The organism is Kluyvera genomosp. 2 (assembly GCF_036759865.1).
Classification (GTDB): domain Bacteria; phylum Pseudomonadota; class Gammaproteobacteria; order Enterobacterales; family Enterobacteriaceae; genus Kluyvera; species Kluyvera ascorbata_B.
In genome coordinates this window covers 21,755-38,776 of record NZ_JAPKIA010000006.1, presented here as the reverse complement: position 1 = coordinate 38,776, position 17,022 = coordinate 21,755, and the positions used below count along the sequence as shown (strand labels likewise).

The following is a 17,022-nucleotide window of genomic DNA, read 5'->3' as shown; positions in this document are numbered from 1 at the left end:
CGATACCCACAGCCCGTTAAGGGCTGTGCTAAACTTCGCACAATTTCACTTCCCTGGACGAGTTTGTAATGAGACGAGAACTGGCTATCGAATTTTCGCGCGTCACCGAAGCGGCGGCGCTGGCAGGCTATAAATGGCTGGGCCGCGGCGACAAGAACACCGCCGACGGCGCGGCGGTCAACGCCATGCGTATTATGCTCAACAAGGTCAACATTGACGGCACCATCGTCATTGGCGAAGGCGAAATCGATGAAGCGCCAATGCTCTACATCGGCGAGTCCGTCGGTACCGGGAGCGGCGATGCGGTAGATATCGCCGTTGACCCCATCGAAGGCACCCGCATGACGGCGATGGGTCAGGCCAACGCGCTGGCGGTGCTGGCGGTAGGCGATAAAGGCTGCTTCCTCAACGCGCCGGACATGTACATGGAAAAGCTGATTGTCGGCCCTGGCGCGAAAGGGACTATCGACCTCAACAAACCGTTGGAAGAAAACCTGCGTAATATCGCCCGCGCGCTGGATAAGCCGCTGAGCGAACTGACGGTCACCATTCTGGCGAAACCGCGCCACGATGGCGTGATTGCCGATCTACAAAAACTGGGCGTGCGCGTGTTCGCCATTCCGGACGGTGACGTTGCGGCCTCGATTCTGACCTGCATGCCGGACAGCGAAGTCGACGTGATGTACGGTATCGGCGGTGCGCCGGAAGGCGTTGTCTCCGCCGCGGTCATTCGCGCACTGGACGGCGATATGCACGGCCGCCTGCTAGCCCGCCATCACGTCAAAGGCGATAGCGAAGAGAACCGCCGCATTGGTGAAAACGAACTGGAGCGCTGTAAAGCGATGGGCATTGAGGCCGGTATCGTACTGACGCTGGACGACATGGCGCGCAGCGACAACGTGATTTTCTCCGCGACCGGCATTACCAAAGGTGACCTGCTGGACGGCATTACCCGCAAGGGCAATATCGCCACCACCGAGACGCTGCTGATTCGCGGTAAATCCCGCACCATCCGCCGCATTCAGTCGATTCACTACCTCGATCGCAAAGACACTGAAATCCAGCGTCACATTCTTTAACCCGTTTGATCAATTGAGCTTTCCAGCCTTTTCGGGCTGGAAATCTTCTCTCGTCGCGGTGAAGATAAGATAACGAGAATGAGAGGAGATTCGCCATGGCAGATTGGGTTACGGGCAAAGTCGTTAAAGTACAGAACTGGACCGACGCACTGTTTAGCCTTACCGTCCACGCGCCGGTTCACCCGTTTACCGCCGGACAGTTCGCCAAGCTGGGGCTCGACATCGACGGCGAGCGGGTACAACGCGCCTACTCTTACGTTAACGCCCCCAGCAATCCCGATCTTGAGTTCTATCTGGTCACCGTTCCGGACGGCAAGCTCAGCCCACGCCTGGCCGCGTTAAAGCCGGGTGATGAAGTGCAGGTCGTCAGTGAAGCCGCAGGATTTTTCGTGCTGGAAGAGGTGCCCGACTGCGAAACCCTGTGGATGCTGGCAACCGGTACGGCGATTGGCCCCTACCTCTCGATTCTCGAAGAAGGGAAAGACCTGGAACGCTTTAAAAATCTGGTGCTGGTCCACGCCGCGCGCTACGCCGCCGACCTCAGCTACCTGCCGCAGATGCGGGCGCTGGCAGAGCGCTATGCCGGAAAGCTACGCATTCAGACGGTCGTCAGCCGCGAAACAACGCCGGGGATGCTGACCGGGCGCGTTCCCGCGCTGATTGAAAGCGGTGCGCTGGAAGCCGCCGTTGGTTTACCGATGAATGCGCAGACCAGCCATGTGATGCTGTGCGGTAACCCGCAGATGGTGCGCGATACCCAACAGCTGCTGAAAGAGACCCGCCAGATGACCAAGCACCTGCGCCGTCGGCCGGGCCACATGACCGCCGAACACTACTGGTGATCGGCGCGGTACTTCACGGCCTGCGTGTCTTTACCGTATTTATTTTCGCCCTGGGTGCCAACAAATGCGCCCAGGTCTATCAGCATCATGACGATAATCAGCGTAGGAATAAACCGCCCTACGCCCCACTGCCATACGCCGGGCAGCATTGACCAATTACCCGCCAGCAGCATCCACGCCAGCACCATCAGTAGCGCCCAGAGGCCTGATTTCCCGCGGTCATGCAGACGCTTAATCGTCACCGCCGCTGTCGGCCACAGCAGACACACCAGCATAAATGCCGCCGTTTGCAGATCGACCAGCCCGCCGCCGGCAAGGCTGAACAGCGCCACCATCGTGACGGCCCATATGGCAATCCAAATCCAGAAGTCGCGGCGCCCAATACGCCCTTTAATGGAAAACAACCATTGCTGTAGAGTCATGTAGCCTTTCCTTTATCGTTGTGCCGCGTAGTTTACCCCGAAGTGGGCACATTTTGACAAGCGAGGCGGTTCCCGTTTTAATCGTCATCTGCAAAGAAGAGGACAATTGGCATGAAACACTGGATCACGCTCTGTCTGGCAGGGCTCATCACGCTGAGCTTCAGCCAGGCTTCGCTGTCGGCGGAAAAGCCCGCCGCCGTTGCCCCATACCTGTTGGCGGGCGCTCCGGCGTTTGACCTCTCCATCAGCCAGTTCCGGGAACAATTCAACACGCAGAATCCCGGCCTGCCGCTCGGTGAATTTCGCTCGATTGCCTCCAGCCGGGACCAGCTCACGATTACCCGCGCCGCCAGCAAGATAAATGAAAACCTCTACGCCTCAACGGCGCTGGAGCGCGGCACCCTGAAGATTAAATCTATCCAGATAACCTGGCTGCCCATTCAGGGGCCGGAGCAGAAGGCGGCAAAAAACAAAGCGCTGGAGTACATGAGCGCCCTGATGCGCGCGGTCCTCCCGACGCTAACCAAACCGCAAAGCCAGCAAAAACTGCAAAAGCTGCTATCGCAGGGGAAGGGAAAACATTACTTCGCCAGCACTGAAGGCGCCGTGCGCTATGTTGTCGCAGATAATGGCGAAAAAGGGCTGACCTTCGCCGTTGAACCGATTAAGCTGGCGCTATCTGAAAATCTTGAAGGGGACAATAAATGATAAAAAGCAAAGCCTTCAAAGCGATCAATCTCTATACTGTTTCACAGACCATGCTGCCCTGACGGGTGGCCATATTCCTTAATTCGCTGACAAGCGTGGAGAATCGAAATGCGACATCCTTTAGTGATGGGTAACTGGAAACTGAACGGCAGCCGCCACATGGTACACGAGCTGATTGCTAACCTGCGTACCGAGCTGGCCGGCGTAGCTGGCTGCGGCGTGGCTATCGCGCCGCCGGAAATGTATATCGATATGGCTAAGCATGCCGCTGCCGGCAGCCACATCCACCTGGGCGCGCAAAACGTTGACCTGAACCTGTCCGGCGCATTCACCGGTGAAACCTCCGCTGAAATGCTGAAAGATGTTGGCGCAACCTACATCATCATCGGTCACTCTGAGCGTCGTACCTACCACAAAGAATCTGACGAGCTGATCGCGAAGAAATTTGCCGTGCTGAAAGAACAGGGTCTGATCCCGGTTCTGTGCATCGGTGAAACCGAAGCTGAAAACGAAGCGGGCAAAACTGAAGAAGTGTGCGCACGTCAGATCGACGCTGTGCTGAAAACTCAGGGCGCTGCGGCCTTCGAAGGCGCGGTTATTGCTTACGAACCGGTATGGGCTATCGGTACCGGCAAATCTGCTACCCCAGCTCAGGCTCAGGCGGTTCACAAATTCATTCGTGACCACATCGCGAAAGCTGACGCGAAAATCGCTGAACAGGTTATCATCCAGTACGGCGGTTCCGTGAACGCGGGCAACGCGGCAGAGCTGTTCACCCAGCCGGACATCGACGGCGCGCTGGTTGGCGGCGCATCCCTGAAAGCAGACGCTTTCGCGGTGATCGTCAAAGCAGCAGAAGCGGCGAAAAACGCGTAAGATTTTGAACCTGGCCACCGCGCCAGGTTTTAATAAACCGGCCCTATGGCCGGTTTTTTTGTAGGCCGGATAAGCGCAGCGCCATCCGGCAGATGCTCATAGCTTGCCCAGCACCTGATACCACACATAGTCCAGCGGCAACAGCAGCAGATAACTCACCGCTGCCAGCGCCAGACACAGCAACATCCCCGCGCGCGCGGGCACTTTCCCTAGCGCCATCGCCACCACAATCGGTGATGCCTGATACGGCAGCAGCGGCGTCGAGTAGCCCAGTACCTGAATCATGATCACGCTCAGCAGCGGGAAGCCGGTGGCATCCGAGAAGCTCTGAGCAAAGGTGGTATACAGCGCCGGTACGCCGTTGGCGGTCATAATAAAGTTCAGCGCGCTGGTAATGCCGGTCAACGCCAGGAAGCTGGTAAACGGCGCATCCTCACTCAGCGGCATAATATGCAGCAGCGCATTGCCCACCTCATCGCCAATTCCCGTTTGGGTAACGGTGATCGCCAGCCCAAGGATCCCGGCCACATAAATACAGGTACGCATATTCACGCCGCTGGCAAATTCATCGCCGGAAATAAACCCAACGCGCGGCAACAGCGTGACAACCGCCGCCACCAGCCCCGTCCAGGCGGGCCCAATGCCGTGCCAGCTCTCCGTCACCCACAACGTCAGCACCACCGCCAGCAGCCACGCCAGACGCTTCTCGTCACCGCTCATCGGCGGCAGCGGCTCAAGATCGCGGGGCGGATGCGGTTTACCGGGAAACAGCCAGCAGATCAGGCCAATCAGCACCGCGCCTTTCAGCCAGCCCAGCACCGGAGTATGCAGCAGCAGATAAGGTACATAGTTCAGGTGGATCCCATAGGCCCCTTCCGCCGCCCCGCTCATCACCAGGTTAGGTACGTTGGCGGGCAAAATAGTGGCCGAAAGCTGGAAAGTACCGAAACCGACCGCCAGCGCCAGGCCGTACCACGCACGGGTACCGTCCTCAATACCGGCGCGTTTCGCCATCGCCGCCACAATCGGCATCAGCAGCGCGATACGTCCCATATTGGAAGGCATCACAAACGCCAGCGCATAGCTCAGCAGCACGACGCTCGCGACCATCAGTGGCCAGGAGTCCGTCAGCCGCGCCGACAACGCCCGCGCCGCCCGGTCGGCCAGCCCCGTCTTGCGGATGGCAATGCCGAGCACAAACCCGCTAAAAACCAGCCAGAAGGCCGAAGAGGCAAAGCCGCCAAAAATAACGTCCGGCGGGGCAATTTTCGCCGTCATCGCTGCCGCGAAAAACAGCAGCGCGGTAATAAACTCCGGCAGCAGCGACGTCGCCCACAGCAGGATAGTCACGCCAACGATCAGTGAAGGGAGGAAAAGAGGGTGAGAAAACCAGAGCGACATACCTGTCTCCTGTCGTTTTTTTCAGCAAGCATACGACGACAGGCCAGACAGGTAAACGCCAGATTAGGTGGGGTTATTGCAGAATCTCGCAGCGATGATCCTGGATTTCTTCGGCGGAGGCGCGGTTCAGCGTCAGCAGGTTGCGCTCGGTTGCCAGCAGCAACAGCGAGTCATCGCTTTGCTTAACCAACGCCAGCGCAAAACGCCCCATATGATCACGTGCTTCCGGTACTTCTTCCGCCAGCATCAGGAACGGGCTACGCTGCGCCAGCTCATTTTCGGTGACGCGACGCGCCAGATATTCATGCCCCATCAGCCCACCCGGCAGCGGTAGCCAGCGGCTGCTAATGGCGGCGATATCGCCGTCTAACTGCTCACGAACGTCTTTGCGCAGGCAGGAAATATGGATATGAAAATGGTTTTGCGTCCGCCCGGTACGGGAGTTTATGGTCAGAGAGATCGCGCTATCGGGGACTTCCGCGCCCCGCTTGTCGCTCATGATCATACGACGCTGCCACGCTTGCCAGAAAAAGTTCGGCGTCAGCGGGTCAAGCAGCAGCGGGCTTTCAGTACCATTGATACGGTAGGTTGGCATCAGCAGATACTGCAACGGACCGTTGCGATCTTTAAACAGCACGTAGCCACCCTTCGGGTTCACGTCAGCGCACGGCTTCGGGGTCTGATGCTCGAGCTGGTTGGGTACGCACTGCTCCAGCACAATCTGGCGTAGGGCGTCCGGGTTGCCGGCGTTCAGCCAGTACCAGCCGCCGGCGCCTGCCGCAATGGCCATCACCAGCAGCGCGGCCAGCAGGTATTTTAACCTTGTCATGTGTTCTCCCCATGTTAAATCGAGGGGGAAGAGTAACGCAGTTTTGTGACCAACAGAACATTGGCAGTCTGGCGTGCATTGCCGGATGGCGGCGTAAACGCCTTATCCGGCCTACGAGGCACAAAAAAATGCCCGGCAGATTAGCCGGGCGTTTTTCGAGATTAACGCTTACTGATTTGGTCGAAGGTGCCGCCGTTGGAGAAATGCTCTTTCTGCGCTTTCGTCCAGCCGCCGAACTCATCGTCGATGGTAAACAGCTTCAGTTTCGGGAACGCGTTTTCATACTTCTTCGCCACCGCCGGGTCACGCGGACGGTAGAAGTTCTTCGCCGCAATCTCCTGGCCTTCAGGCGAGTAGAGGTACTTCAGGTAGGCTTCCGCCACCGCGGTCGTGCCTTTTTTCTCCGCCACTTTGTCGACCACGGAAACGGTCGGCTCGGCGAGAATCGACTCGCTCGGGGTGACTATCTCGAACTTGTCTTTACCCAGCTCGGTTGTCGCCAGCAGCGCTTCGTTTTCCCACGCAATCAGCACGTCGCCAATGCCGCGTTCTACGAAGGTGTTGGTGGAGCCGCGCGCGCCGGAGTCCAGCACTTCCACGTTCTTATACAGCGCCTTCACGAAGTCCTGCGCTTTAGCCTGGTCGTTGTTGTTGTGGTGCAGGGCGTAGCCCCAGGCCGCCAGGTAGTTCCAGCGAGCGCCGCCGGAGCTTTTCGGGTTCGGGGTAATCACGGAAACGCCCGGTTTGATCAGATCGTTCCAGTCATGAATCTGTTTCGGGTTGCCTTTACGCACCAGGAACACGATGGTGGAGGTGTACGGCGCAGAGTTATCCGGCAGGCGTTTGATCCAGTTTTTGTCAATACGCCCGCGCTCGGCGATGGCGTCAACGTCATAGGCCAGCGCCAGGGTCACCACGTCGGCATCAATACCGTTGATGACGGAGGTCGCCTGCTTACCGGAGCCACCGTGGGACTGACGAATCAGCACGTTATCACCGGTTTCTTTTTTCCAGTGCGCGCTGAACGCCTTGTTATATTGCTCATACAGTTCACGCGTCGGATCGTAAGACACGTTCAGTAATTGAATATCCTTAGCCAGTACGCTGGTGGAAGCCAGCAAAAGAGTCAACCCTACGCCCCACTTGTTCATCGCCCGCTCTCTTATCTGTTGTGTTGTAATGGGGCTAGCCTGCCAGAAATCTAACCAATGATTAAAGAATAAAAAAAGATTGATTATGCAGTTTTGAAATATATGAAAACGGACTCAGCGCGGATGCGCGAAATCACTCAGCGGGGGAAAATCAGAAGGTAAAAGCTTCCCCAGGAAGTTAGCAACCGCCCGGGGAGAGGTGGAATCAGACTTCTTCCATGCGGCCCAGCAGCGCCTGCAGACGATCCTGCCAGCCGCTCTGCTGTTCTTTCAGCTGGTTGTTTTCACGTTCCAGCTCTTCACGGCTATGCTGTGCAGCCTGTACATCCTGCGCCAGCGTGTTGTTCTTTTCTTTCAGCTCTTCGATTTCCATCTGCAACAGCGTGATGGTATCAATCGCCTGCTGAACTTTCGCTTCCAGTTTCTCAAACACTTCTAATGACATCGTCATACCTCTCCTGATCTTGCAAGGCGTTGATATCGTCCCGGAACCCCGGTGACGCCTTAACGTAAATAAGCGCACGGCTTGTGGTCGATTGTATGAAGCCCAGTAGCCCCTGTCCAGCGCCAGAGCCTGTAGATTGCGGTTCTCCGCAATTTTCGGTCTAGACCTGGAGCATAGACATCAATACTCATTAAATTGTTTACTGTTTAACAAGCGAAATGTTCCCTTCCTCACACTTTTCGTTCCAAAACTGTGCGTTTTTTGGCGCGAAAACGCTCATTTCTTGACGTGACACACACATTTCAATTTCGATATTTCTCGTTTACGCTCGTTAACGATAAATTAACACTATGCCTACAAGGCAACATGAGCGTCGCGAACGCTTATGCACACAATAATCATCAATTAGTCTTCAGGATTCCGATTATGAGCCAGACATCAACCTTAAAAGGCCAGTGCATCGCAGAGTTTCTCGGTACCGGGTTGTTGATATTTTTCGGCGTGGGATGTGTTGCTGCGCTGAAGGTCGCCGGTGCGAGCTTCGGCCAGTGGGAAATCAGTATCATCTGGGGTCTGGGCGTGGCGATGGCCATCTACCTGACCGCTGGGGTTTCCGGCGCGCATCTTAATCCGGCAGTGACCATTGCCCTGTGGCTGTTCGCCTGCTTCGACGGCCGCAAAGTTGTGCCGTTTATCGTTGCCCAGTTTGCTGGCGCCTTCTGCGCCGCCGCGCTGGTCTACGGTCTGTACTACAACCTTTTCATCGACTTCGAACACACGCACAATATGGTGCGCGGCAGCGTAGAAAGCCTTGAGCTGGCGGGTATTTTCTCCACCTATCCAAACCCGCATATCAATTTTGTGCAGGCATTCGCGGTAGAAATGGTGATTACCGCTATCCTGATGGGCGTTATCCTGGCGCTGACCGACGATGGCAACGGTATTCCGCGTGGGCCGCTGGCACCGCTGCTGATTGGCCTGCTGATTGCAGTTATCGGCGCCTCCATGGGCCCGTTGACCGGCTTTGCGATGAACCCGGCGCGTGACATTGGGCCAAAAGCCTTCGCCTGGCTGGCAGGCTGGGGCGACGTCGCCTTCACCGGCGGCAAAGATATCCCGTATTTCCTGGTGCCGCTGTGTGCGCCAATCGTGGGCGCGGCGCTGGGCGCATTCAGCTACCGCAAGCTGATTGGCCGTCACCTGCCCTGCGACACCTGCGAGGTTGAAGAGCCGAAAGCGGCCTCCAGCCAGAATCAACACAATGCTTCGCTGTAATCTGACTACGGAACGTTCATTATGACTGACAAAAAATATATCGTTGCGCTCGACCAGGGCACCACCAGCTCCCGCGCCGTCGTTATGGATCATGACGCCAATATCATCAGTGTTTCACAGCGCGAATTTGAACAAATTTATCCAAAGCCAGGCTGGGTTGAGCATGACCCTATGGAGATTTGGGCGACCCAGAGCTCCACGCTCGTCGAAGTGCTGGCAAAAGCCGACATTAGCTCTGACCAGATTGCCGCTATCGGTATTACCAACCAGCGTGAAACGACCGTCGTGTGGGAACGCGAAACCGGTAAGCCGATTTACAACGCCATCGTCTGGCAGTGCCGCCGTACGGCGGATATCTGCGAGCAGCTCAAGCGCGACGGTATGGAAGAGTACGTGCGTAGCGCCACCGGCCTGGTGGTCGACCCGTACTTCTCCGGAACCAAAGTGAAGTGGATCCTCGACCACGTTGAAGGCTCCCGCGAGCGCGCAAGACGCGGCGAACTGTTGTTCGGCACCGTCGACACCTGGCTTATCTGGAAAATGACCCAGGGCCGCGTGCACGTTACCGATTACACCAACGCTTCGCGCACCATGCTGTTCAACATCAACACCCTTGAGTGGGATGACAAAATGCTGGACGCGCTGGATATTCCGCGCGCCATGCTGCCGGAAGTGCGCAAGTCATCCGAAGTGTACGGCCAGACCAACATCGGCGGCAAAGGCGGTACCCGTATTCCTATCGCCGGGATTGCCGGTGACCAGCAGGCGGCGCTGTTCGGCCAGCTGTGCGTGAAGGAAGGGATGGCGAAAAACACCTACGGCACCGGCTGCTTTATGCTGATGAACACCGGTGAAAAAGCGGTGGCTTCCAGCCACGGCCTGCTAACCACCATCGCCTGCGGCCCGCGCGGTGAGGTGAACTACGCGCTGGAAGGTGCGGTGTTTATGGCTGGCGCTTCTATTCAGTGGCTGCGCGACGAGATGAAGCTGATTAGCGACGCCTTCGACTCCGAATACTTCGCCACCAAAGTGAAGGACACCAACGGCGTGTACGTGGTACCGGCGTTTACCGGCCTCGGCGCACCGTACTGGGACCCGTACGCTCGCGGTGCCATCTTCGGTCTGACCCGCGGCGTGAACTCGAATCACATTATCCGCGCGACGCTGGAGTCTATCGCCTACCAGACGCGTGACGTGCTGGAGGCAATGCAGGCCGACTCCGGCATTCGTCTGCACGCCCTGCGCGTCGACGGCGGTGCGGTTGCCAACAACTTCCTGATGCAGTTCCAGTCCGACATTCTGGGCACCCGCGTAGAACGCCCGGAAGTCCGTGAAGTCACGGCGCTGGGCGCGGCCTACCTTGCTGGCCTGGCGGTCGGCTTCTGGCAGAATCTGGATGAGCTGCAGGAGAAAGCGGTCATTGAGCGCGAATTCCGCCCGGGCATTGAGACAACCGAGCGTAACTTCCGCTACAGCGGCTGGAAAAAAGCGGTGAAACGCGCGCTGGCGTGGGAAGAGCACGAAGAATAAGACAACGTGCAGAGGTATGTAGGCCTGATAAGCGAAGCGCCATCAGGCAAAAAAATGCCGGAGCCGACCTCCGGCATTTTCACATTAAGCAAACATCGGCAGCATCAAATACAGCTTAATCACCAGGGCATTGACGATATCAATAAAGAACGCGCCGACCATCGGCACCACCAGGAACGCCGTATGCGACGGTCCAAAACGCTCGGTAATAGCCTGCATATTGGCAATCGCCGTAGGCGTCGCGCCTAAACCAAAACCACAGTGCCCCGCGGCCAGCACCGCCGCATCGTAGTTTTTGCCCATCATCCGGTAGGTCACGAAAATGGCGTACAGCCCCATTGCCATTGCCTGCGTGGCCAGAATCACCAGCATCGGCAGCGCCAGCGACGCCAGCTCCCACAGCTTCAGGCTCATCAGCGCCATCGCCAGAAACAGCGACAGGCTCACGTTGCCCATCACCGAAACCGCGCGTTCAAACACGCGATAAAAGCCCAAAAGCGCCATCCCGTTGCTGAGGATCACCCCCACAAACAGCACGCAGACGAAGGTTGGCAGCTCCAGCGCCGTGCCTGCCAGCAGTTGCGCAATGACTTTACCTGCCGTCAGACAAATAGCGATCATGGCGATCGTTTCAATCAGCACCAGCGAGGTAATGCTGCGCCCGACGTCCGGTTTTTCAAACGCCGTCGGTACGGCCTGGTCATCCGGCGTTCCATTCGGCGACGACGAATGCTTCACCAGATAACGCGCCACCGGGCCGCCAATCAGGCCGCCGAGCACCAGACCAAACGTGGCACAGGCCATCGCCACTTCGGTAGCATTGGCAAACCCGTAGCGCTCGATAAACAGTTTACTCCACGCCGCGCCGGTACCATGACCGCCGGAGAGAGTAATAGAACCGGCCAGCAGACCCATCAGCGGGTCCAGCCCCAGCAGCTTCGCCATACCGATGCCCAGCGCGTTTTGCAGCAGCAGCAGCCCGACCACCACGATCAGGAACGTACCCAGCACTTTGCCGCCCGCGCGCAGGCTGGCGATATTAGCATTCAGGCCAATGGTGGCGAAGAACGCCAGCATAAGCGGGTCCTTCAGGCTCATGTCGAAGTCAATCTCCCAGCCGATACTCTGCTTTAATACCAGCAGCGCGAGCGCGACCAGCAGGCCGCCCGCAACGGGCTCGGGGATAGTGTATTTTTTGAGAAGGGGGACACTCTGGACCAGCTTGCGTCCGAGCAGCAACACCAGCGTTGCGGCAACGAGCGTCGATAAGGTATCAAGATGAAACATAATTACAGCTCCTTACTAAACGCATGATCCATTCATACGCGACCAATTTCCGATGTCGAGATCGCCTCCTCATGAGACGTCGGCCCAAAGTTTAAGCTCGAAAAGCGCGAAAGTGATAGAAAAAGGTACTATTTGTCCTCATTTTCGTTAAGCGACCCGATTAAGCCCTGCTTTTTGTCCGCCTATTTTCCGCAATTTTTCATGGTTACTGAATGCAACCGTTTGCTTTTACCAACCAGTCGGCTAAAATCGCCACTTTTCCACCACGAGATAGCCTCTGAGATGTCCTCTAACACACTCGATCAAGCCAATGCGCAACCGATTGCGCATAAGCAAACCAGCGAACTGATTTACCGCCTGGAAGACCGTCCGCCGCTTCCGCAAACCCTGTTTGCCGCGCTCCAGCACCTGCTGGCGATGTTTGTGGCGGTGATCACCCCAGCGCTGCTGATCTGCCAGGCTCTCGGCCTCCCGGCTCAGGATACCCAGCACATTATCAGCATGTCGTTATTCGCTTCCGGTGTGGCATCTATCATTCAGATTAAAGCCTGGGGCCCGGTGGGTTCCGGTCTGCTGTCGATTCAGGGCACCAGCTTCAACTTCGTGGCGCCGCTGATTATGGGCGGCACGGCGCTGAAAACCGGCGGTGCGGACGTGCCAACCATGATGGCAGCGCTGTTCGGTACCCTGATGCTGGCCAGCTGTACAGAGATGGTGTTATCTCGCGTACTGCATCTGGCACGTCGCGTGATTACGCCGCTGGTCTCCGGCGTGGTGGTAATGATTATCGGCCTGTCGCTGATTCAGGTCGGCCTGACCTCCATCGGCGGCGGCTACGCGGCGATGGCCAACAATACCTTCGGCGCGCCGAAAAACCTGCTGCTGGCGGGCGTGGTGCTGGGCATGATTATTCTGCTTAACCGTCAGCGTAACCCGTACCTGCGCATCGCCTCACTGGTCATCGCCATGGCGGCGGGCTACCTGCTGGCATGGTTCCTCGGCATGCTGCCGGAAAACACCACGCCGTCGAACACCAGCCTGATTATGGTACCGACGCCGTTGTACTATGGCTTAGGCATCGACTGGAACCTGCTGCTGCCGCTGATGCTGGTGTTTATGATCACCTCGCTGGAAACCATCGGCGACATTACCGCCACCTCTGACGTTTCCGAGCAGCCGGTCTCAGGCCCGGTCTATATGAAACGCCTGAAGGGCGGCGTGCTGGCAAACGGCCTCAATTCCTGCGTCTCTGCGGTGTTCAATACCTTCCCGAACTCCTGCTTTGGCCAGAATAACGGTGTGATTCAGCTAACCGGCGTCGCCAGCCGCTATGTGGGCTTCGTGGTGGCGCTGATGCTGATCGTCCTCGGCCTGTTCCCGGCGGTCAGCGGCTTTGTGCAGCACATTCCGGAACCGGTACTCGGCGGGGCAACGCTGGTGATGTTCGGCACGATCGCCGCGTCGGGCGTGCGCATTGTCTCGCGCGAACCGCTGAACCGCCGCGCCATCCTGATTATTGCGCTGTCGCTGGCCGTGGGTCTGGGCGTTTCTCAGCAGCCGCAGATCCTGCAGTTCGCCCCGGACTGGCTGAAAAACCTGCTTTCTTCCGGCATCGCAGCCGGCGGTATCACCGCTATTATCCTGAACCTGATCTTCCCGGCCGAAAAAGAGTAACCCTCTGCGCGGCAGTGGCAACGCCCACTGCCGCCGACATCGAATAATACGATTCCCGCCTTGAGGATTGCGCATAAATCATGCATAACAGGTTTATGTGCCCTTCTCAGGACGGAAGATCATGAAATTTCTTGGAAAGCTCATTATCTGGCTGCTTATCGCCCTGCTGCTGGTGATTCTGGCCTTCTACTTTCTGCTGCAAACGCGCTGGGGCGCGCGCCATATCAGCCAGTGGTTAAGCGACAACACGGCATGGCAGGTGACGTTCGACGCCATGGATCACCGCTTCTCCTCCCCTTCGCACATCCTGCTGCAAAACGTCACCTTTGGCCGCGACGGTAAACCCGCCACGCTGGTCGCGAAAAGCGTGGATATTGGCCTGAGCTCACGGCAGATTACCGATCCGCTGCACGTCGACACCATTCTGTTACAGGACGGTACGCTGAACCTGTCGCCCGCCGCCGCGCCGCTGCCGTTTGCCGCCGATCGCCTACAGTTCAGTAATATGGCGCTAAACAGTCCGGAAACCGGTTGGGCGCTCAGCGCACAGCGCGTTTCGGGCGGCGTGATGCCGTGGGCGCCAGAAGCGGGTAACGTGCTGGGGAAAAAAGCGCGGATTCAAATGAGCGCCGGTTCGCTATCGCTGAACGGCGTGCCCGCCACCCAGGTACTGATTGAAGGCGAGATTAACGGCGGCGAAGTCACCCTGGCCACCGTCGGCGCGGATATTGCGCGCGGTTCACTCACCGGCAACGCCCGCCGTAGCGCCGACGGCAGCTGGGTCGTGGACAATCTGCGCCTCAACGACATCCGCATACAAAGCGATAAACCGCTGCGCGACTTCCTTGCTCCCCTGGCCACCGTGCCATCGCTACAGATTGGCCGCCTCGACGTCACCGATGCCCGCCTGCAGGGGCCAGACTGGGCGGTGACCGACCTCGACCTGAACCTGCGCAACCTGACGCTCAGCCAGGGCAGCTGGCAGAGCACCGACGGTAAAATCTCACTCAACGCCAGCGAATTCATTTACGGCTCGCTGCACCTGTTCGACCCGATCCTCAACGCCGAATTCTCGCCGCAGGGCATTGACCTGCGCCAGTTTACCTCACGCTGGGAGGGCGGCATGGTGCGCAGCGCTGGCCACTGGTACCGTAACGCCAATGCGCTGGTGCTGGATGACGTGGTGTTCGCCGGGCTGGAGTACACGCTGCCGGAAAACTGGAAAACGCTGTGGATGGAACAGCTGCCGCCGTGGCTGGAGAGCGTCACGCTGAAAAAATTTGGCGCCAGCCGCAACCTGGTGATTGATATCGACCCTGACTTTCCATGGCAGGTGACCGCGTTAGACGGCTACGGCGCCAATCTGCAGCTGGTGAAGGGCCACCGGTGGGGCGTATGGGGCGGTAGCGCAACGCTCAACGGCGCGGCGGCAACCTTCAACCGCATTGACGTGCGTCGCCCGTCAATGACGCTGAACGCCGATGCGTCGAACGTGAATATCAGCGAACTGAGCGCCTTTACCGAGAAAGGGATTCTGGAAGCCACCGCCACGGTATCACAGCAGCCGCAGCGCCAGACAAGTATCACGCTCAACGGCCGCGGCGTACCGCTGAATATTCTCCAGCTGTGGGGGTGGCCTGCGCTGCCTATCGACGGCGATGGCAATATTCAGCTTACCGCCAGCGGCAGCGTACAGGCGGACGCGCCGCTGAAACCCACGGTGAACGCAAAGCTGCATGCGGTGAATATGGCGAAGCAGGAAGTTACCCAGCAGATGCAGGGTGGCGTGGTTTCGGTCGCTGCCGGCGCGCCGGTTACGCCATAGCCTAAGGGGGCGGAAACGTCCCCACCCTGCGCGATTGACTATCCAATCAGTGCGGTTTAGCGCTAGCGCGGCAATCAGTGCTATCTTTCACTAATAAGCCACATAGATAGCACTTTCCTCTTTATTTTAATCGCCCTTATCGTGGTTAAACCAACATCAATCACGAATCCAGTGTCAACCGCCAACACAGAAAAGCAAACGTTTGCTTTTGGGTCTGGATCACAACCATCCCGATGACGATAATCGCAGCCCTGCACGCTGCCGCCGCGTCTACCAACCCGCGGCGCACGCGCACTTTTCTTTTTTTATCTCTGTAGACAAGGTATTAGCATGAAGACGTATCGGGCAGCAGGTGCCGTCAAACCATCACGATTCGCCGGTGGTCTCACCGCCCTGGCCGCACTTGCCGCACTGGCGCTTCCCGCCAGCGCAGAAGCCGCCCTCTCCTTTAAGCCCGACAGCGCCTGTTTTGATGCCGAAGGCAACGTCAGCAGCCTGAGCGACGCATTCAGCTGCGGTAAAGTCAGCGGCAGCGTTCGTGCGCTGTATTACACCACCCACAATGCGTACTTCGCCAAAGGGTTTAACCAGGACACCGTGAGCTACGGCGGCTTCGTGAAGTATGAAACGGCCCCGCTGTATGGCTTCAACGTTGGCGTTAGCGGCCTGTTCCTGCGAGGGATCGACCACCCGCCGGAAGATCGCGTCATCAGCGATATCGGCGACAACCAGACCAACATCGGTGAAGCCTACCTCAACTGGCGCTACGGTGATTTTCGTCTCACCGGCGGCAACCAGCGCCTGGATTTACCGTTTGTCGGCGATTACGACTGGCGCATCACGCCAATTCTCTATCAGGCGCTGGATATGCAGTACGGTAGCGGCGACGACTTCCTGCGCGCCACCAAAATCTGGCGTTACAAGGGCTGGGGGAGCGACCAGGTTCAGCGCACCACCGCCTACAGCGACGTGACCGAAGAAACCAACGGCATGTGGGCCGTCGGCGCGGGCCGTCACCTGATGTGGGATGACAAAAAGCTGACCGGCCAGATGTGGTACGAAAGCTACGCCGACTTCTCCAACATCTTCTACACCGAAGGCCACCTCCAGTGGCAGCAGGCGCTGTTTACGCCGGACGTGGCGCTGCAATACATTCGCGGCACCAGCGAAGGCAAAGCGCTGGCGGGCGAAGTAGACAACCATTCTTACGGTGCGCAGCTGTCGCTGAACTTTACGCCTTCACTCTCCTGGGCGGCGGGTTATAACCACATTGCCGCCAGCGGTGACAGCTATGGTAACGGCTCGCTGGTGACGCCCTATGCCCACAACAGTTCATCCGGTCCGTACTTTGCACAGCCGTACTTCACCAGCACCCAGGACCTGGGCAGCGGCGATGCCTATGCCACCAACGTGAACTGGAATGCGAACGACAACCTGACGCTGGGCGCACGCTACTCCTGGATGGATCTGACGCCAACGGTGAATTCCAGCAGCCTGCGCCAGTCCGAGTACGTGATGTACTTTATCTGGAATTTCCAGGGCGCGCTGAAAGGGCTGAGCCTGAACGATTTCGTCGGCGTGCAGACGTCGCCGCTGTATGAGAAGGATTTCTGGCAGAACCGCTTAACGCTGCAATATGACTTCTAACCGGCGCTAAACAATCCCCTCTCCCCACCGG

General features: G+C 57.9%; 15 protein-coding genes. 9 read left to right on the top strand and 6 right to left on the bottom strand.

Features of this window, described 5'->3' with window-relative positions; genetic code table 11:
* The first annotated feature begins 68 nt into the window (after positions 1 to 68).
* Positions 69 to 1,079, top strand: a complete 1,011-nt coding sequence (gene glpX / locus V6942_RS07780; RefSeq protein WP_333501061.1) for a class II fructose-bisphosphatase — start codon at positions 69 to 71, stop codon at positions 1,077 to 1,079.
* Positions 1,080 to 1,174: 95 nt separating this feature from the next.
* Positions 1,175 to 1,921, top strand: a complete 747-nt coding sequence (fpr, locus tag V6942_RS07775; RefSeq protein ID WP_106924942.1) for a ferredoxin--NADP(+) reductase — start codon at positions 1,175 to 1,177, stop codon at positions 1,919 to 1,921.
* Here fpr and V6942_RS07770 read toward each other — a convergent pair.
* The gene (locus V6942_RS07770; protein WP_106924941.1) at positions 1,912 to 2,343 is read right to left on the bottom strand and encodes a DUF805 domain-containing protein; all 432 of its coding nucleotides are present in this window, start codon (positions 2,341 to 2,343) and stop codon (positions 1,912 to 1,914) included. The two genes, fpr and V6942_RS07770, sit on opposite strands and share 10 nt — an antisense overlap.
* 111 nt (positions 2,344 to 2,454) lie before the next feature.
* Between V6942_RS07770 and V6942_RS07765 the strand changes: the two genes are divergently transcribed.
* Together V6942_RS07765 and tpiA are read left to right on the top strand one after the other, a co-directional pair.
* Positions 2,455 to 3,051 carry a DUF1454 family protein gene (locus V6942_RS07765; protein ID WP_106924940.1) on the top strand — a complete coding sequence of 199 codons (597 nt, stop codon included), beginning with the start codon at positions 2,455 to 2,457 and terminating at the stop codon, positions 3,049 to 3,051.
* Positions 3,052 to 3,159: 108 nt separating this feature from the next.
* Positions 3,160 to 3,927, top strand: a complete 768-nt coding sequence (gene tpiA, locus V6942_RS07760) for a triose-phosphate isomerase (protein ID WP_106924939.1) — start codon at positions 3,160 to 3,162, stop codon at positions 3,925 to 3,927.
* Between the two features lie 96 nt (positions 3,928 to 4,023).
* On the opposite strand, the gene V6942_RS07755 is transcribed toward tpiA, so the two are convergent.
* The 4 genes from V6942_RS07755 to zapB form a co-directional block, all read right to left on the bottom strand.
* Positions 4,024 to 5,328 (bottom strand): SLC13 family permease, encoded by a 1,305-nt coding sequence (locus V6942_RS07755; RefSeq protein ID WP_182966744.1) that lies wholly within the window; start codon positions 5,326 to 5,328, stop codon positions 4,024 to 4,026.
* Positions 5,329 to 5,401: 73 nt separating this feature from the next.
* Positions 5,402 to 6,157, bottom strand: a complete 756-nt coding sequence (locus tag V6942_RS07750; protein WP_106924937.1) for a CDP-diacylglycerol diphosphatase — start codon at positions 6,155 to 6,157, stop codon at positions 5,402 to 5,404.
* Between the two features lie 161 nt (positions 6,158 to 6,318).
* Complete coding sequence (gene sbp / locus V6942_RS07745) at positions 6,319 to 7,308, bottom strand: sulfate/thiosulfate ABC transporter substrate-binding protein Sbp (protein WP_182929805.1); 990 nt, start codon at positions 7,306 to 7,308, stop codon at positions 6,319 to 6,321.
* 205 nt (positions 7,309 to 7,513) lie between these two features.
* Positions 7,514 to 7,759: a septal ring assembly protein ZapB gene (gene zapB, locus V6942_RS07740; protein ID WP_106924935.1), complete on the bottom strand. Its 246-nt coding sequence runs from the start codon at positions 7,757 to 7,759 to the stop codon at positions 7,514 to 7,516.
* A gap of 420 nt (positions 7,760 to 8,179) precedes the next feature.
* Here zapB and V6942_RS07735 point away from each other — a divergent pair, with 420 nt between their 5' ends.
* Together V6942_RS07735 and glpK are read left to right on the top strand one after the other, a co-directional pair.
* Positions 8,180 to 9,028 carry an MIP/aquaporin family protein gene (locus V6942_RS07735; protein ID WP_106924934.1) on the top strand — a complete coding sequence of 283 codons (849 nt, stop codon included), beginning with the start codon at positions 8,180 to 8,182 and terminating at the stop codon, positions 9,026 to 9,028.
* A gap of 21 nt (positions 9,029 to 9,049) precedes the next feature.
* Entirely contained in the window at positions 9,050 to 10,558 is a 1,509-nt protein-coding gene (gene glpK, locus V6942_RS07730; protein ID WP_106924933.1) for a glycerol kinase GlpK, read from the top strand.
* Positions 10,559 to 10,642: 84 nt separating this feature from the next.
* Here the strand turns inward: glpK and gltS are convergent, their stop codons facing one another.
* Positions 10,643 to 11,845, bottom strand: a complete 1,203-nt coding sequence (gltS, locus tag V6942_RS07725) for a sodium/glutamate symporter (protein ID WP_106924932.1) — start codon at positions 11,843 to 11,845, stop codon at positions 10,643 to 10,645.
* A gap of 282 nt (positions 11,846 to 12,127) precedes the next feature.
* Between gltS and V6942_RS07720 the strand changes: the two genes are divergently transcribed.
* From V6942_RS07720 to V6942_RS07710, 3 genes are all read left to right on the top strand, one after another.
* Positions 12,128 to 13,519, top strand: a complete 1,392-nt coding sequence (locus tag V6942_RS07720; protein ID WP_106924931.1) for a nucleobase:cation symporter-2 family protein — start codon at positions 12,128 to 12,130, stop codon at positions 13,517 to 13,519.
* A gap of 121 nt (positions 13,520 to 13,640) precedes the next feature.
* On the top strand, positions 13,641 to 15,344 hold the full coding sequence (locus V6942_RS07715; RefSeq protein WP_333501060.1) for an AsmA family protein: 1,704 nt from the start codon (positions 13,641 to 13,643) through the stop codon (positions 15,342 to 15,344).
* Between the two features lie 330 nt (positions 15,345 to 15,674).
* Positions 15,675 to 16,991 (top strand): OprD family outer membrane porin, encoded by a 1,317-nt coding sequence (locus tag V6942_RS07710; RefSeq protein WP_333501059.1) that lies wholly within the window; start codon positions 15,675 to 15,677, stop codon positions 16,989 to 16,991.
* The last annotated feature ends 31 nt before the right edge of the window (positions 16,992 to 17,022 follow it).

Coding starts and splice junctions, on each gene's coding strand:
- tpiA (WP_106924939.1), top strand. CDS start 3,160: ATGCGACATCCTTTAGTGATGGGTAACTGGAAACTGAACGGCAGCCGC.
- gltS (WP_106924932.1), bottom strand. CDS start 11,845: ATGTTTCATCTTGATACCTTATCGACGCTCGTTGCCGCAACGCTGGTG.
- V6942_RS07710 (WP_333501059.1), top strand. CDS start 15,675: ATGAAGACGTATCGGGCAGCAGGTGCCGTCAAACCATCACGATTCGCC.
- V6942_RS07720 (WP_106924931.1), top strand. CDS start 12,128: ATGTCCTCTAACACACTCGATCAAGCCAATGCGCAACCGATTGCGCAT.
- V6942_RS07735 (WP_106924934.1), top strand. CDS start 8,180: ATGAGCCAGACATCAACCTTAAAAGGCCAGTGCATCGCAGAGTTTCTC.
- V6942_RS07770 (WP_106924941.1), bottom strand. CDS start 2,343: ATGACTCTACAGCAATGGTTGTTTTCCATTAAAGGGCGTATTGGGCGC.
- V6942_RS07750 (WP_106924937.1), bottom strand. CDS start 6,157: ATGACAAGGTTAAAATACCTGCTGGCCGCGCTGCTGGTGATGGCCATT.
- V6942_RS07765 (WP_106924940.1), top strand. CDS start 2,455: ATGAAACACTGGATCACGCTCTGTCTGGCAGGGCTCATCACGCTGAGC.
- V6942_RS07715 (WP_333501060.1), top strand. CDS start 13,641: ATGAAATTTCTTGGAAAGCTCATTATCTGGCTGCTTATCGCCCTGCTG.
- V6942_RS07755 (WP_182966744.1), bottom strand. CDS start 5,328: ATGTCGCTCTGGTTTTCTCACCCTCTTTTCCTCCCTTCACTGATCGTT.
- sbp (WP_182929805.1), bottom strand. CDS start 7,308: ATGAACAAGTGGGGCGTAGGGTTGACTCTTTTGCTGGCTTCCACCAGC.
- fpr (WP_106924942.1), top strand. CDS start 1,175: ATGGCAGATTGGGTTACGGGCAAAGTCGTTAAAGTACAGAACTGGACC.
- glpX (WP_333501061.1), top strand. CDS start 69: ATGAGACGAGAACTGGCTATCGAATTTTCGCGCGTCACCGAAGCGGCG.
- zapB (WP_106924935.1), bottom strand. CDS start 7,759: ATGACGATGTCATTAGAAGTGTTTGAGAAACTGGAAGCGAAAGTTCAG.
- glpK (WP_106924933.1), top strand. CDS start 9,050: ATGACTGACAAAAAATATATCGTTGCGCTCGACCAGGGCACCACCAGC.